15 protein-coding genes are annotated in these 14,763 nt (G+C 63.4%); 14 read left to right on the top strand and 1 reads right to left on the bottom strand.

Annotated features, from left to right (window positions below):
- The first annotated feature begins 83 nt into the window (after positions 1-83).
- From trhO to AC3A4H_RS17000, 10 genes are all read left to right on the top strand, one after another.
- Positions 84-1,010 carry an oxygen-dependent tRNA uridine(34) hydroxylase TrhO gene (gene trhO, locus AC3A4H_RS16955; RefSeq protein WP_487767745.1) on the top strand — a complete coding sequence of 309 codons (927 nt, stop codon included), beginning with the start codon at positions 84-86 and terminating at the stop codon, positions 1,008-1,010.
- Positions 1,011-1,148: 138 nt separating this feature from the next.
- On the top strand, positions 1,149-1,880 hold the full coding sequence (locus tag AC3A4H_RS16960) for a tellurite resistance TerB family protein (RefSeq protein ID WP_487767746.1): 732 nt from the start codon (positions 1,149-1,151) through the stop codon (positions 1,878-1,880).
- A gap of 198 nt (positions 1,881-2,078) precedes the next feature.
- Positions 2,079-2,834 carry an SDR family oxidoreductase gene (locus AC3A4H_RS16965; RefSeq protein WP_487767747.1) on the top strand — a complete coding sequence of 252 codons (756 nt, stop codon included), beginning with the start codon at positions 2,079-2,081 and terminating at the stop codon, positions 2,832-2,834.
- A gap of 121 nt (positions 2,835-2,955) precedes the next feature.
- Positions 2,956-3,789 carry a tryptophan 2,3-dioxygenase gene (gene kynA / locus AC3A4H_RS16970; RefSeq protein ID WP_487767748.1) on the top strand — a complete coding sequence of 278 codons (834 nt, stop codon included), beginning with the start codon at positions 2,956-2,958 and terminating at the stop codon, positions 3,787-3,789.
- Positions 3,790-3,854: 65 nt separating this feature from the next.
- Positions 3,855-4,994 (top strand): ABC transporter substrate-binding protein, encoded by a 1,140-nt coding sequence (locus AC3A4H_RS16975; RefSeq protein WP_487767749.1) that lies wholly within the window; start codon positions 3,855-3,857, stop codon positions 4,992-4,994.
- Positions 4,995-5,230: 236 nt separating this feature from the next.
- On the top strand, positions 5,231-6,151 hold the full coding sequence (locus AC3A4H_RS16980; RefSeq protein WP_487767750.1) for a branched-chain amino acid ABC transporter permease: 921 nt from the start codon (positions 5,231-5,233) through the stop codon (positions 6,149-6,151).
- A gap of 10 nt (positions 6,152-6,161) precedes the next feature.
- Positions 6,162-7,142, top strand: a complete 981-nt coding sequence (locus tag AC3A4H_RS16985) for a branched-chain amino acid ABC transporter permease (protein WP_487767751.1) — start codon at positions 6,162-6,164, stop codon at positions 7,140-7,142.
- Positions 7,135-7,884, top strand: coding sequence for an ABC transporter ATP-binding protein (locus AC3A4H_RS16990; protein WP_487767752.1), 750 nt, complete (start codon positions 7,135-7,137; stop codon positions 7,882-7,884). Before AC3A4H_RS16985 ends, AC3A4H_RS16990 begins: the two co-directional genes overlap by 8 nt.
- On the top strand, positions 7,881-8,567 hold the full coding sequence (locus AC3A4H_RS16995) for an ABC transporter ATP-binding protein (RefSeq protein ID WP_487767753.1): 687 nt from the start codon (positions 7,881-7,883) through the stop codon (positions 8,565-8,567). The genes AC3A4H_RS16990 and AC3A4H_RS16995 overlap by 4 nt, the downstream gene beginning before the upstream one ends.
- Positions 8,568-8,611: 44 nt before the next feature.
- Complete coding sequence (locus AC3A4H_RS17000; RefSeq protein WP_487767754.1) at positions 8,612-9,022, top strand: RidA family protein; 411 nt, start codon at positions 8,612-8,614, stop codon at positions 9,020-9,022.
- A gap of 77 nt (positions 9,023-9,099) precedes the next feature.
- Here the strand turns inward: AC3A4H_RS17000 and AC3A4H_RS17005 are convergent, their stop codons facing one another.
- Positions 9,100-10,029 carry a sugar phosphate isomerase/epimerase family protein gene (locus AC3A4H_RS17005; RefSeq protein WP_487767755.1) on the bottom strand — a complete coding sequence of 310 codons (930 nt, stop codon included), beginning with the start codon at positions 10,027-10,029 and terminating at the stop codon, positions 9,100-9,102.
- A gap of 248 nt (positions 10,030-10,277) precedes the next feature.
- Between AC3A4H_RS17005 and AC3A4H_RS17010 the strand changes: the two genes are divergently transcribed.
- The 4 genes from AC3A4H_RS17010 (at position 10,278) to AC3A4H_RS17025 (ending at position 14,652) form a co-directional block, all read left to right on the top strand.
- Positions 10,278-11,618, top strand: coding sequence for an extracellular solute-binding protein (locus AC3A4H_RS17010; RefSeq protein ID WP_487767756.1), 1,341 nt, complete (start codon positions 10,278-10,280; stop codon positions 11,616-11,618).
- A 79-nt stretch (positions 11,619-11,697) separates the two neighbouring features.
- Positions 11,698-12,582 (top strand): carbohydrate ABC transporter permease, encoded by an 885-nt coding sequence (locus tag AC3A4H_RS17015; RefSeq protein WP_348780562.1) that lies wholly within the window; start codon positions 11,698-11,700, stop codon positions 12,580-12,582.
- 12 nt (positions 12,583-12,594) lie between these two features.
- The gene (gene ugpE, locus AC3A4H_RS17020) at positions 12,595-13,491 is read left to right on the top strand and encodes a sn-glycerol-3-phosphate ABC transporter permease UgpE (protein ID WP_487767757.1); all 897 of its coding nucleotides are present in this window, start codon (positions 12,595-12,597) and stop codon (positions 13,489-13,491) included.
- A gap of 9 nt (positions 13,492-13,500) precedes the next feature.
- Positions 13,501-14,652, top strand: coding sequence for an ABC transporter ATP-binding protein (locus AC3A4H_RS17025; protein WP_487767758.1), 1,152 nt, complete (start codon positions 13,501-13,503; stop codon positions 14,650-14,652).
- The last annotated feature ends 111 nt before the right edge of the window (positions 14,653-14,763 follow it).

The raw sequence follows: 14,763 nt of genomic DNA on the forward strand, positions 1-14,763 counted from the left end.
CGGCGGGTCCATTCGCCACGGAGGTGCCTTCGCTCGCCATCTTGTCTTGAAACAGCACGCCGCTGGCGTTACTGCCCTTGGCGATGAACCAGCCTGCGCAACAGAACGAATTCCGCGTCGCCGCCCTCTACCGGTTCTGCCGGTTCGAGGCGTTCGAAACCTTGCGCGCGCCGTTGGCGGACTTTTGCTGCGCGCGAGCCATCAAGGGCACGCTGCTACTGGCCCGCGAGGGCATCAACGGCACGGTGGCCGGAACGGACGAGGCGATCCTCGAACTCGTGGCGTGGCTGGAAGCCATCCCCGAACTTGCCGGACTTGAGCTGAAATACAGCCGCGCGGCCGAGATGCCGTTCCACCGCATGAAAGTGCGGCTGAAGCGCGAGATCGTGACCATGGGCGTGGAGGGCATCGATCCGCTAGGAGGGACGGGGGCCTATGTAGCGCCGCAGGACTGGAACGCGCTGATTGCCGACCCCGACACCATCGTCGTCGATACCCGCAACGACTATGAGGTTTCTATCGGCACGTTTCGCGGCGCGGTCGACCCCAGGACCAGCAGTTTCCGCGAGTTTCCCGCCTGGGTGGAGCAGCACCGGGACGAGCTCGAAGGCCGCAAGGTGGCCATGTTCTGCACCGGCGGTATCCGCTGCGAAAAGGCCACTGCCTATGTGAAGTCGCTCGGCATCGAGGAAGTGTTCCACCTCAAGGGCGGCATCCTGAAATATCTGGAAGAGGTGCCGGCCGAGCAGAGCCTGTGGGAGGGCGAGTGCTTCGTCTTCGACGAGCGCGTGGCCGTCTCGCATGGTCTGGAGCAGGGCAGTGCCGTGCTGTGCCGGGCCTGCCGCCATCCGCTCACGCCCGAGGAGCAGGCCTCGCCGCATTTCCAGGAGGGTGTTTCCTGCCCCCACTGTGTCGAGGCCCGCAGCGAAGAGGATCGCGCCCGCTACGCCGAACGACATCGGCAGGTCGAACTTGCGGCCCGTCGCGGCAATCGCCATATCGGCAGCTGACGAGGCGGCAGGGGGAGGCGGGGCCCTTCGGGCGCGTCCGGAAATCATCCCTACCGTCATTGCAATGTCGTGGTGGGCTGCCTAATTCAGCGGCATCCGAAACCGTCCGCGGCTGCGGACCCAATTTCCGGAGGCATTATGCTGGATCCCAAGAAGCTGCTTGATGACCTGCTCGGCTCCAAAGTTCCGGGGACCGATGCGACGGTCGGCGACAAGGCCGGTCAGGCGGCGCAACTCGCCAGGGACAATCCTCTGGCCGCAGGTACGCTGGTGGCGGTGCTGCTCGGCACGGGCGCAGGGCGCAAGGTGACGGCATCGGCGGTACGGCTCGGTGGCCTCGCTGCCATCGCGGGCCTGGCCTACAAGGCCTACCAGAACTATCAGAACGGCGCCAAGCCGGCGCCAGCCGGCGAGGGAGAGCCGGAACTGCTGCCGCCGCCTGCCGACACGAGCTTCCACCCTGCCCAGGCGCCGCAAGGCGAGCGCGAATTTGCCCTGGCGCTGGTCCGGACCATGGTCGCGGCAGCCAAGGCTGATGGACATGTCGACGAAGAAGAGCGCCGCAAGATCGCCGAGAAGCTGGCTGGCGCCGGGATCGACAGCGAGGCCGAGAGCTTCCTGCTCGGCGAACTTTCCCGGCCGCTTGACATTGACGCCCTGGTCGCGGCCGCACAGACCGACGCCCAGAAGATCGAACTCTATACCGCCGCTCGCCTGACGATCGATCCGGACACCCGCGCCGAGCGCGGCTTCCTCGACATGCTGGCCGGGCGGCTTGCCTTGCCGGATGCGCTGGTCGATCACATCGAAGCCACGGTGGCAGAGGCCAAGGTCACTGCCACGCGCGAAGCGGAAGACGCCGGGCTTTGACGGCGCGATATTCGCCGGCAAGGTTTTGTTAACCGGTCAGGCGCATCATTTCGCCATACGGGGGCGCGGTTCCTCCTCCCAAGCGTTCCTGATCCTGAGGGCGGTCGCCAATGGCCGCCTCTTTTTTGCGCCGGATTCAACCGGCTTGCCTCCCGCCCCAACTTCTGCGATGCCGAAACGTTCGGGGAGGTAATCGCGATGACGAATGGCAAGACCGCAATCGTAACCGGCGCGGGCACTGGCATAGGCAAGGCGGTCGCTATCGCGCTGCTGAGGGCGGGCTGGAACACGGTTTTCGTGGGAAGGCGCAAACCCTTGCTTGATGACGCGATCGCCCAGGCCGGTCCGACCGAAGCCCGCGCGCTGGCAATTGCCTGCGACATTTCCAAAGCCGACGAGGTCGATGCCCTGTTTGCCGGCGCTGCCGAAACATTCGGGCGCGTCGACCTGCTCTTCAACAATGCCGGCATGGGCTACAAGTCGACGCTGATCGACGAAATCCCGGTCGAGGTTTGGAACGACGTGGTCGGTGTCAACCTCACCGGCTCGTTCCTGTGCGCGCGTGCCGCCTTCGGCGCCATGCGCCGGCAGAACCCGCAGGGCGGGCGTATCATCAACAACGGCTCGGTTTCGGCCTATGCGCCGCGGCCCGGCTCCGTGCCGTACACGGCCACCAAGCATGCCATCACCGGCCTCACCAAGACGCTGGCGCTGGACGGCAGGCCGTTCGACATCGCCTGCGGCCAGATCGACATCGGCAATGCGCTGACCGAGATGGCCATGCCGATGACGCAGGGCGTGCCGCAGGCCAACGGAACCATTGCGCCGGAGGCGGTGATGGATGTCGAGCGCGTGGCAGAGGCGGTGCTCTACATGGCAGGCCTGCCGCTGGACGCCAACGTGCTGTTCATGACCGTGATGGCGACCAAGATGCCCTATATTGGCAGGGGGTGAGGGGCTTGAGCACTCCCAGAGAGATATTTTAATCATAAAATTTCATGCTTGAAATGTAGCGGGTGGAGTGCAATCCTCTTCTTAGAGGAGGCGGCGGCTTGTTCCGCCGGGAAGGGCTCGCATGACGAAAGCTGACAATCCTGCCGAGGGAGCCCAGATGGAGTTTCGCGGACGCATGTCCTATGGCGACTATCTCCATCTGGAAAAGGTGCTCGACGCGCAGGAGCCGCTTTCCGAGGCGCACGACGAACTGCTGTTCATCATCCAGCACCAGACCTCCGAACTGTGGATGAAGCTCGCCATCCACGAGATCCGCTCGGCGATCGTGGCCATCCGGGAGGATCGGCTGCAGCCGGCTTTCAAGATGCTGACCCGCGTGGCGCGCATTTTCGAGCAGTTGAACAGCGCATGGGACGTGCTGCGCACCATGACGCCCAGCGAATACACGCAGTTTCGCGGCTCGCTCGGCCAATCCTCCGGTTTCCAGTCCTACCAATATCGCGCGATCGAATTTTTGGCCGGCAACCGCAATCTGGCGATGCTGAAGCCGCATGCGCACAGGGATGATGTCGTCGAGGCGCTGGAGGATATACTCTCGGCCCCCAGCCTTTATGACGAAGCGCTGCGGCTGCTGGCCCGGCAGGGTTTTGACATCGGTGCCGATGCGGCGCGCGCAGACTGGCGCGACCAGCGGGCGGAAAACGAGCAGGTGCTGACGGCCTGGCGCGACATTTACCGCGAGCCGGAGCGCCACTGGATGCTTTACGAGCTGGCCGAAAAGCTGGTCGACTTCGAGGACTATTTCCGGCGCTGGCGCTTCAATCACGTCACCACGGTCGAGCGCATCATCGGCCTGAAGCGCGGCACCGGCGGCACCTCGGGCGTCTCCTATCTGCGCAAGATGTTGGAGGTTGAACTGTTTCCGGAACTCTGGAAAGTTCGCACCGAGCTTTAGCAAAGCCATTCCGGGCCCGGAGGAGGGCGCGGGAAATCATGAATACAATGGGAGAGGGATAAACGATGAGGAAAATTCTTGCTGCCAGCCTGCTGGCGCTGTCTGTGGGCGTTTCGGGATCGGCATTTGCCGACCCGCTGAAGATCGGCATGATCACGACGCTTTCCGGCGGCGGTGCTGGTCTCGGCGTCGACGTTCGCGACGGCTTCATGCTTGCGTTGAAGCAGGCGGATGCCAAGGACATCGAGGTCGTGACCGAAGATGATGCCCAGAAGCCCGAACTGGCGGTTCAGATCGCCGACAAGATGATCCAGAGCGACAAGGTCGACCTGCTCACCGGCATCATCTGGTCGAACCTGGCCATGGCCGTGGTTCCCAATGCGGTTGCGCAGGGCAAGTTCTATCTGTCGACCAATGCCGGGCCTTCGGCGCTGGCGGGCACCAAGTGCGACAAGAACTACTTCAACGTCTCCTACCAGAACGACAATCTGCACGAGGCGATGGGCAACTATGCCAACACCGCCGGCTACAAGAAGATGTTCATTCTGGCGCCCAACTACCCGGCCGGCACCGACTCCCTGACCGGCTTCAAGCGCTACTACAAGGGCGAACTGGCGGGAGAGGTCTACACCAAGGTCGGCCAGACCGACTACGCCGCCGAGATCGCCCAGATCCGCGATTCGGGTGCCGATGCCGTGTTCTTCTTCCTGCCGGGCGGCATGGGCATCGCCTTCATGAAGCAGTATGCGCAGTCGGGCGTCGAGACGCCGGTGATGGGACCGGGCTTCTCCTTCGACCAGGACGTGCTTGGCGCAATTGGTGACGCCGCGATCGGCGTGAAGAACTCCTCGCACTGGTCCAAGGACCTCGACAACGCAGCGAACAAGAAGTTCGTTGAGGGCTTCCAGGCCGAATATGGCCGCCTGCCGTCGCTTTATGCGGTGCAGGGCTACGACACGGCCAACCTGATCCTGTCGGCCGCTGCCAAGGCCAGCGTGAAGGACGCCGATGCCTTCCGCGCGGCGCTGAAGGAGGCGAACTTCGATTCCGTGCGCGGCAAGTTCAAGTTCAACACCAACAACCATCCGATCCAGGACATCTATGTCCGCGAGGTCATCAAGGAAGGCGACGTGCTGACCAACAAGATCGTGGCCACCAGCTTCACCGACCACGAGGACGCCTACGCCAAAGACTGCAAGATGTGACGAAAACCCCGGTCACCTGTGGCCGGGCTTGAAATTCCCCCTCTCCGTCTCGCCCGTGCCGGGCTCGACACCTCTCCCCCACTTCGTGAGGGGAGAGGATGGGCGTCCAGCTCGCCGCGGCTATCCTCTCCCTCGCTTGCGGGAGAGAGGTGCCGAGCGAAGCCGAGACGGAGAGGGGGCATGAATTGAAGGAACGAAGCAGTTTCGCTTCCTCTAAAACTGATGGAACCCGATCCTTGTCCACCGCGCTCCTGATCGAGCAATTACTGAACGGATTGCAGTTCGGCGTCATGCTGTTCCTGATGGCGGCCGGGCTGACGCTGATCTTTGGCGTCATGGGCCTCATCAATCTTGCGCATGGCTCGCTCTACATGGTCGGCGCCTTCGCTTGTGCTGCCGTTGCAGCGGCGACGGGCTCGTTCTGGCTCGGTCTTGTCGCCAGCCTGGCAGCAGCTGCCGCTGCGGGTGCGCTGGTGGAACTCGCCGTCATCCGCCGGCTCTACGACCGCGACCATCTCGACCAGGTGCTCGCCACCTTCGCGCTGATCCTGATCTTCTCGGAAGGCACGCGCTGGCTGTTCGGTTCCTTCCCGCTCTATCTCGACATTCCGGCGGCGCTGTCCGGCGCGATCCAGCTTCCCGGCGGCGGGCGCTATCCTCTTTACCGGCTGGCGATCATCGGCGTAGGCATCGTCGTGGCGGCCGGCCTTTACCTGCTCATCTCCAAGACGCGCCTCGGGATGCGCATCCGCGCCGGCGAGTCCGACCGCGAGATGATCGGTGCGCTCGGCGTCGACATCCGCACCCTCTACACCGTCGTATTTGCGCTGGGCGCGGCCCTTGCCGGGCTCGCTGGCGCGCTGGTGGGCGCGCTGCAATCGGTGCAGGTCGGCATGGGCGAGCCGGTGCTCATCCTCGCCTTCGTCGTCATTGTCATCGGCGGCATCGGCTCGATCAAGGGGGCGCTGTTCGGCGCCGTGCTGGTCGGCCTGGTCGACACGCTCGGCCGCTTCCTGCTGCCAAAGCTGTTCGCAGCCTTCATGGGGCCGGCGCAGGGCACGACAATGGGCGCGGCGATCGCCTCCATGCTCATTTACATCGTCATGGCTTTCATCCTCGCCTTCCGGCCTCGCGGCCTGTTCGCGGCCAATGCGTGACGGGGTGGGCATGACGCGCGAGAACCTCTTCGGCATTTTTCTGGCTGCGCTGTTGCTGGCGTTTCCGCTGGTGGCATTGGCTATTGACGAGCCCTTCTACATAACGCTCGCCACGCGCATGGCGGTGCTGGCGCTGGCTGCAGTGGGGCTCAACCTTGCGCTTGGCCTCGGCGGGCTGATCTCGTTTGGCCACGCCGCCTTTTTCGGCATCGGCGGTTATGTCGCCGGCATCTTCGCGACCCACGCCTTCAACCAGGAGCCGCTGTTCTCGGCGCCGTTTCAGTTCATGGGCAGCGACCAGATGCCGGTCATCTGGTTCTTCGCCATGCTGGTGAGTGCGCTGGTGGCGCTGCCCATTGGCGCGATCAGCCTGCGCACTTCCGGCGTCTATTTCATCATGATCACCTTGGCCTTCGCCCAGATGATCTACTATTTCGCCATGTCCTGGCCTGCCTATGGCGGCGAGGATGGCCTGTCGATCCTGTCGCGCAACGCCTTTCCGGGCCTCAACACGGCCAGCCCGCTCAGCCTGTTCCTGGTCTGCTACGGCGTGCTTCTGGCCGCACTGCTCCTGTTCGCGATCATTCGCAACTCGCGTTTTGGCGCGGCATTGCAGGCCGGCCGGCAGAATGAGACGCGGCTTGCCGCCGTGGGCATCGCGCCCTTTCCGGTGCGTCTCGTCGCCTTCGCCATTTCCGCGGCCATCACCGGTGTGGCCGGCGCGCTTTATGCCGATCTCAACCGCTTCGTCAGCCCCTCCATGCTGTCATGGCAGATGTCGGGCGAACTCATCGTGCTCGTCATCCTCGGCGGCACCGGACGGCTGTTCGGGCCGCTGGCGGGCGCCATGCTGTTCGTGCTGTTCGAATCGGTGCTTGGCGGCCTGACGGAGCGCTGGCAGTTTTTCCTTGGGCTGATCCTGCTCGGCGTCGTGCTGTTCGCGCGCGGCGGCCTGATGGGCATCGTTGCCGGAAAGGCGCGTCATGGCTGAGGCGGTTCTCTCCATCCGAGACCTGCGCAAGACTTTTGGCGCGCTGAAGGCGACCGACGGCGTCAGCCTCGACCTGCGCCCCGGCGAGATTCACGCCCTGATCGGCCCGAACGGTGCCGGCAAGTCGACGCTGATCCACCAGATCGCAGGCTCGCTCCGGCACGACAGCGGCAGCATCCACTTCTTCGGGCAGGATGTCGGCGCGCTCGGCATGGTCGAGCGGGCGCGGCGCGGCCTTGGCCGCAGCTTCCAGATTTCTTCGTTGGCGCCCGAGTTTTCGGCGCTGCGCAATGTCATGCTTGCGGTGCAGGCGCGCCAAGGCTCGAGCTTCCGCTTTCTCAAGCCGGTGATGAGCGACAGATCGCTGATCGAACCGGCGATGGCCGCGCTGGAGCGCACCGGTCTTGCCGACCGCGCCCGCGTGCCGGCAGCCGAGCTTTCTCATGGCGAGCGCCGCCAGCTCGAGATCGCGATCGCTCTGGCGCTGGGTCCAAAAGCCTTCCTGCTCGATGAGCCGATGGCCGGCATGGGGCCGGAAGGTTCGCGCAGCCTCACCGCGTTCCTCGACGGCCTGCGGCGGGAGGCGCCGATCCTGCTGGTGGAGCACGATATGGACGCCGTCTTCGCGCTGGCTGACCGCATCTCCGTGCTCGTCTATGGCCGTATCATCGCCAGCGGCACGGTGGACGAAATCCGCAGCCACCCGGAAGTGCGCCGCGCCTATCTGGGGGAGGCGGCATGACGCTTCTGGAGATTGCCGGACTGGAGAGTTTTTATGGCGCCTCGCAGGCGCTGTTCGGCGTCGAACTCGCCGTAGCCGAGGGCGAGGTCGTGGCGCTGATGGGCCGCAACGGCATGGGCAAGACCACCACGATCCGCTCGGTGCTCGGCCTAGTCAGGCCGCGCGGCGGCAGCATCCGCGTGGCGGGCAGGGAGGTCGGCGGGCTGAGCCCGCACCGCATCGCCCGGCTCGGCGTCGGGCTGGTGCCGGAGGGGCGGCGCTGCTTCCCCAACCTCACCGTGCAGGAAAACCTCGTCGCCGCGGCGCGCCCCGGCGTGTGGACGCTCGCCCGCGTCAACGAGTTGTTCCCGCGCCTTGCCGAACGGCGCGACCAGTATGCAAACACGCTTTCGGGCGGCGAGCAGCAAATGCTGGCCATCGGCCGGGCGTTGATGACCAACCCCAAGCTGCTCATTCTTGATGAAGCCACCGAGGGCCTGGCGCCGGTGATCCGGCACGACATCTGGGCCGCCATCCGCCGCCTCAAGGCCGAAGGCCAGTCGATCCTGGTTGTCGACAAGACCCTTTCCGAACTGCTGCCGGTCGCCGACCGCTGCTTTGTGCTGGAGAAGGGCCGCACGGTCTTTTCCGGTGCGCCCGCAGCGCTGACGGCAGAGCTGCAGGACCGCTATCTCGGCGTCTGAGACGCCGCGCGAAATCCACGAACTACCAGAACTGGAGACTATCCATGACCACCGAAACCATTCACGAAGTGCTTCACCCGGCCAACTGGAAGGCGGCCAAGGGCTATTCGAATGGCATCGTCGCGGACGGTCGCGTCGTCTATCTCGGCGGCCAGGTCGGCTGGACCGGCGACCAGGTGTTCGAGGCCAAGGATCTGGTTGGCCAGACGCGCCAGACCCTTCAAAACATCGTCGACGTGCTGAAGGAAGCCGGCGGGCGCCCGGAACACATCGTCAAGTTGACCTGGTACATCACCGACAAGCAGGAATATATCGCCAATGTGCGCGAGATCGGCGCCGCCTATCGCGACGTGCTGGGCAAGCATTTCCCGTCCATGGCCATGGTGCAGGTGGTGGCCCTTATGGAAGACGAAGCCAGGGTCGAGATCGAGGCTACGGCGGTCCTGCCGCGCTGATTGCGGCACTCGATCTGGAATTCAAGTGGAAGGGGTGGCCGAGGCCACCCCTTCTGCGTTTCCGAGTTCTGTTCTAATCAGGCCGCATCCGCCCGGCCGATGACGCGGGCCGTTTCGGCCAGACGCTTGGTGGCGTCGACGGTTTCCTGCGCTGCGTACCAGTAGCGCTCCTTCAGCTCGATATTGAAGAGAACGCCTTCGGGGAACTCGCACTCCGCGACGATCCGGTCCCAAGGAATGTCGCCCCAGCCCACCGGCAGATGCAGATCGCCATGGCCGTAGGCCAGGCGCTCGCCCTCGGTGAACATCCAGATATCGTCCTGGCGGCCGAAGCTGTCGTGGATGTGGAGGTGGCGTGCCCAGGGGGCAATCGCCTTGACCTCCTCGATGAAGCTGTCGCGTTGGCCGTCGTAGTCGAGCTTCAGATAGGCATGGCTGAAGTCGAGCGTGGCAAGCACGTTCGGGTGGTTGATGGCTGTGAGCTCGGCGGCCAGGCGGGCGGGTGAAGCCGAGCGCGCGCGCCCCTCATAGCCGGCAAACAACGTTTCCACGCATAGAACGAGGTCGAGCCTGGCGGCAACGTCGCCGGCCCGCGCGAGCCATTCGCGCTGTCGCTCATAGGCGGCCTTGATGCCCTGCGCCTGCTGCTGCGGCACCAGCCCGGAATGGATGACATAGTGCTCCGCGCCAACTTCCGCGGCGACCTCCAGCGAGGCTTCCAGCACTTCCATGTGGCGTGGCAGGCGCCAGGCCTCGTCCATGAAGTTGATCGAGAGCGGGCCGTGGACGGAATAGACGACGTCGCGGCCAGCGCAGGCGCGCTTCAGCGCATCCAGTTGTTGGCGGCGGATCTTGCCGCCGATCACGATATCCATGTCATAGGTCGGCAGTTCGATTGCTTCGACGCCGAGCCCTTCGATCATGTCGAGTTCGTCAGCGAAGTCGCTCAGGTCGTTTGCCCGCTTGTGTGCGGAAATGCCCGTGCCTGTAGCACCATTGGCCAGCATGTTCTTTTTTTCCCTTGATTTTACGGATGAAGGCCGCTCGTGCGGCCATTGACATCTCGGGACAATCTTCGGGTTTCGTGACAGGCGTCTGACTTATCGTGACGGTTCCATGAAATCGCGTTTTTGACCAAAACTTCATCTTGCCGTCACGGGATTGTAATCGGACGCGAACAGAACTGTCATGCAACGGCTCTAGGGAGACACACGGCGGGGGACGGACCCGCGACATTCTTTCCTTGGAGACTGTAATGAAACGGACTTCCCTTCTCGCATTGGCCGCTTCGGTCATGGCAATCGCGTCCGGCGCCGCCCAGGCGCAGGAGCGTATCAAGTTCAATTATTGGTACGGCCTGACCGGCGACCTCGGCGAGGTGATGGAAAAGCATTGCGCGCTCTTCAACCAGTCGCAGGATAAGTACGAGGCGGTCTGTTCCGGCCAGGGCGGATACGACAAGGCCGAACAGAACACGATCGCGGCCTATCGCGCCAAGCAGCACCCGACCATCGTCCAGATCTACGATGCCGGCACCGTGAACTTCATGCTGTCGGGCGCCATCTACCCGGCCAACAAGTTCGCCGAAGACTACAAGCTGGACATCGACTGGAGCGCCTATATCCCGGGCATAGCCAACTACTATGCCACCTCGAAGGGCGAGATGTGGTCGTTCCCCTACAACTCCTCGACGGCAGTGTTCTACTGGAACAAGGACGCCTGGGCCAAGATCGGCAAGTCCGAAGCGCCGAAGACCTGGGCTGCGCTGGGCGAAGACCTGAAGGCGATGAAGGCGGCCGGCGTTGAATGCGGCTTCGCGTTCGACTTCGACACCTGGATGAACCTCGAGCAGTTCTCGGCCATCAACGGCCTGCCGCTGGCCACGAACGAAAATGGCTATGGCGGCCTCGGCGCCGAAGTGGCGTTCAACAAGACCGCTTTTGTCGACCACATGAAGCTGTTCAAGGATTGGCTGGACGCCGGCTATGCGCGCATCCAGACGGCACAGGTCGGCAAGACCCTCGTCCAGTCCTTCGCCGATGGCTCCTGCGCATCGACCACCACCTCGATCGCCAATCATGGCACGATCAAGAAGACGCAGGTGGACGGCATGAACTGGGATGTCTCCATGCTGCCCACGCTCGAAGAGGGCAAGCGCACCAACTCCATCGTGGGCGGTGCTTCGCTGTGGGTCATGGAAGGCAAGTCGAAGGAAGAGTATGAGGCCGCTGCTGCCTTCCTCAAATACGTCACTGCCGCGGACACCGGCGAAAAGTTCATCGCCGAAAACACCGGCTACATTCCGGTCACCATGAAGGGCTTCGAGCTTCTGAAGTCGGAAGGCTTCTATGCCGATCCGCGCTTTGCCGGCCGTGAAGTGGCGATCGAGTCGCTCACCGCATCGGATGTCACCCCGCTCTCGCGCGGCATCCGTCTCGGCAACTTCACGTCGATCCGCGCTGAAGTTCGCTCCGAACTCGAGGCGGCCTTCACCGGCCAGAAGGATATACAGACCGCACTGGACGACGCTGCCGACCGCAGCAACCAGATTCTGCGTCGCTACGAGCAGACCTATCGTGGCACCGACCTGCCCTGAGGTCGGGGGTCAGACACGCAGAATGAGGCGCCGCTAATAGCGGCGCCTCCCTTTCGGTTCACCGCAGGGAGCCTGTGCCTTGGAGAAACGCGCCACATTTTCCAACCGATGGCTGGCGGCGGCCTTGATCGCGCCGCAGATGCTGCTGGTTTTCGTGTTCTTTTACTGGCCTTCGGGCGAAGCGCTTTATTGGGCCTTCACATTGGAACGCGCCTTCGGCGGCGGCAATGAATGGGTCGGCCTCTACAATTTCGAAAACGTCTTCAACGATCCTAAATACTGGAGCTCGGTGCGCATTTCGCTGCTGTTTGCGGTCGCTGCCACCACTCTGTCGCTAGTCATCGCCATGCTGCTCGCCCTGTTCGTCGACCGGCGGCTTCCGGGGCACAAGGTCTACAAGTTCACCTTCTTCCTTCCCTATGCGCTTGCCGCGCCGGCCGTCGGGCTTGCCTTCCGCTTCATCTTCTCGCCTGACGCGGGCTTCGTGTCGGCGATCAACCGCTTCTTCCCGGGCCTGTGGAACCCTGCGCTCGATGGCTTCGACGCTATGTTGCTGATCGTGCTGGCACAGGCATGGAGCCTCGTCGGCTACAACTTCATCTTCTTCCTGGCCGGCCTGCAATCCATTCCGCGCACGATGGGCGAGGCGGGTGCCATGGACGGGGCCGGCGTGTTGCGCCGCATGTGGGACCTCCAGCTTCCGCTGATCACGCCGACGCTGTTCTTCCTCATCGTCATCAACATCACCGACAGTTTCGTGAACTCGTTCGGCATCGTCGACATCACGACGGGCGGCGGTCCGGCCCGCGCGACGGACCTCATGGTCTACAAGATCTATACCGACGGCTTCCAGGGCAAGGACTACTCGCTGGCCGCTGCGCAGTCGATCGTCCTGATGGTGCTGATCGTCGCTCTCACCTTCGTCCAGTTCCGCTACATCGAGCGGCGCGTTCACTACAATTGAGCGGAAATCGTCATGATCGAACGCACGCCAATTCTGGATTTCGTCACCCAGGCCATCCTGGTACTCAGCCTGATAGCGCTGCTGATGCCGCTTTGGGTGGTTTTCGTTGCCGCCAGCCATGATTTCCATACGGTCAACCAGGTGCCGATGCCGCTTTGGCCCGGAAATCACCTGCTGGAGAACCTGTCGATCGCCTGGAAGCAGGGCAATTTCGACCGGGTGATGATCAATTCGCTCATCGTCGCGCTGGGCGTCACTGCGGGCAAGATCGGCATTGCCGCGCTGTCGGCCTTCTCCATCGTCTATTTCAGCTATCGGCTGCGGATGCTGATGTTCTGGCTCATCTTCATCACGCTGATGCTGCCGCTCGAGGTTCGCATCGTGCCGACCTACGCGGTGGCGGCCAATGCGCTCGGCCCGTTCCAGGCCATGCTGAACCTGCTCGGCCTGAGCATCCAACTGCCGGAATGGAACCTGCTGAATTCCTATTCGGGCCTGATCCTGCCGCTGATCGCGACCGCCACCGGCACCTTCCTTTATCGCCAGTTCTTCCTGACCGTTCCCGACGAACTGACGGAAGCCGCCAAGATGGACGGGGCAGGGCCGATGCGCTTCTTCATCGAGGTTCTGCTGCCACTGTCGAAGACGAACATGGCAGCGCTGGCCACGATCATGTTCGTCTGGTCATGGAACCAGTATCTGTGGCCGCTGCTCATTGTCACCGACCATGCCAACTACGCCACCGCAACAATGCAGTTGCAGAAGGTGGTGCCTGGCCCGCTCTTCGGCGCCCCGCCGATATGGAACATCGCCATGGCGGCCAACCTCATCGTCCTCGCTCCGCCCGTGCTCGTCACCATCATGCTGCAGCGCTGGTTCGTGCGCGGCCTCATCTCAACGGAAAAATAGGGTTCAGCCATGGCCGAAATCACCCTGCGCAACGTCCGCAAGTCCTACGGCAAGAACGAGGTCGTCCACGGCGTCGATCTCGATATCTCGGCGGGCGAATTCGTCGTCATTCTGGGGCCGTCCGGCTGCGGCAAGTCGACCTTGCTGCGCATGGTCGCGGGCCTCGAAGGCGTGACCGAAGGCGAGATCATCCTGGGCGGGCGCGTCGCCAACAAGCTGGAGCCGCGCGAGCGCGGCTGCGCCATGGTGTTCCAGAATTACGCGCTTTATCCACACATGACGGTGGCGCAGAACATCGGCTATTCGCTGAAGATCGCCCGCACACCGAAGGCGCGACGCGAGGAGCGGGTGCGTGAAGTGGCGCGTTCGCTGGGGCTGGAGGAGTTTCTGACGCGGCGGCCGGCCGAGCTTTCGGGCGGCCAGCGGCAGCGTGTGGCCATGGGGCGCGCCATGATCCGCGAGCCCAAAATCTTCCTTTATGACGAGCCGCTTTCGAACCTGGACGCCAAGTTGCGTGTCGCCATGCGGATCGAGATCCGCAAGCTGCACCAGCGGCTCGGGACGACGACCCTTTTCGTGACGCACGACCAGGTGGAGGCGATGACCCTCGCCGACCGCATCGTGGTCATGAACAAGGGCGTGATCGAACAGGTGGCTACGCCGGCCGAAGTCTACCAGCGTCCACAGACCACCTATGTTGCAAATTTCATCGGAACGCCGGGGCTCAACCTTATCGATGCCACTGCCGATCCGGACAGCGGGTCCCTTGTGCTGTCGGACGGGCAGCGAATGGCCTACGACCGCGGCCGGTGGCCGAATGTGGGCTACGGCCCCGTGACGTTGGGCTTTCGCGCTGAAGCGGTGCGGCTTGCACCGGGCGGCATTTCGGGCAAGTTCGACTTCGCCGAGGAACTCGGCTCCGCCAGGCTCGTACATGGTACGTTTGCGGGCAAGTCGCTGATTGCCCATGTGACGGACGGGCGTGTGCGCATGCCGGGCGACCTGCTCACTTTTGCGGTCAACCCCTCCGACATTCATCTCTTTGATGCCGACAACGGCCGCAGGCTGGAGGAACAGGTTTCGGAAGAGATTCGCGGCGAAACGCCGGAAGGCGCTGTCGCGGAAGCCGATGCGCGTGTGCTGGCGACAGGCCGGTCCTGATCGCGATCAGAAAAGCAGCCGATTGTTGCGGCGGGGCGGAGCAAATTCGGCTTCGCCCCGCCTGCAATGTCACTTCTTGTTCGTGGCGATGAAGTCCGCCATCAGCGAGAC

This window comes from Pseudaminobacter sp. Soil_N_29 (assembly GCF_057656055.1).

Excerpts from the sequence above, each read along its gene's own strand:
- trhO (WP_487767745.1), top strand. The coding sequence starts at position 84 with ATGAACCAGCCTGCGCAACAGAACGAATTCCGCGTCGCCGCCCTCTAC.
- AC3A4H_RS16960 (WP_487767746.1), top strand. The coding sequence starts at position 1,149 with ATGCTGGATCCCAAGAAGCTGCTTGATGACCTGCTCGGCTCCAAAGTT.
- AC3A4H_RS16965 (WP_487767747.1), top strand. The coding sequence starts at position 2,079 with ATGACGAATGGCAAGACCGCAATCGTAACCGGCGCGGGCACTGGCATA.
- kynA (WP_487767748.1), top strand. The coding sequence starts at position 2,956 with ATGACGAAAGCTGACAATCCTGCCGAGGGAGCCCAGATGGAGTTTCGC.
- AC3A4H_RS16975 (WP_487767749.1), top strand. The coding sequence starts at position 3,855 with ATGAGGAAAATTCTTGCTGCCAGCCTGCTGGCGCTGTCTGTGGGCGTT.
- AC3A4H_RS16985 (WP_487767751.1), top strand. The coding sequence starts at position 6,162 with ATGACGCGCGAGAACCTCTTCGGCATTTTTCTGGCTGCGCTGTTGCTG.
- AC3A4H_RS16990 (WP_487767752.1), top strand. The coding sequence starts at position 7,135 with ATGGCTGAGGCGGTTCTCTCCATCCGAGACCTGCGCAAGACTTTTGGC.
- AC3A4H_RS16995 (WP_487767753.1), top strand. The coding sequence starts at position 7,881 with ATGACGCTTCTGGAGATTGCCGGACTGGAGAGTTTTTATGGCGCCTCG.
- AC3A4H_RS17000 (WP_487767754.1), top strand. The coding sequence starts at position 8,612 with ATGACCACCGAAACCATTCACGAAGTGCTTCACCCGGCCAACTGGAAG.
- AC3A4H_RS17005 (WP_487767755.1), bottom strand. The coding sequence starts at position 10,029 with ATGCTGGCCAATGGTGCTACAGGCACGGGCATTTCCGCACACAAGCGG.
- AC3A4H_RS17010 (WP_487767756.1), top strand. The coding sequence starts at position 10,278 with ATGAAACGGACTTCCCTTCTCGCATTGGCCGCTTCGGTCATGGCAATC.
- ugpE (WP_487767757.1), top strand. The coding sequence starts at position 12,595 with ATGATCGAACGCACGCCAATTCTGGATTTCGTCACCCAGGCCATCCTG.
- AC3A4H_RS17025 (WP_487767758.1), top strand. The coding sequence starts at position 13,501 with ATGGCCGAAATCACCCTGCGCAACGTCCGCAAGTCCTACGGCAAGAAC.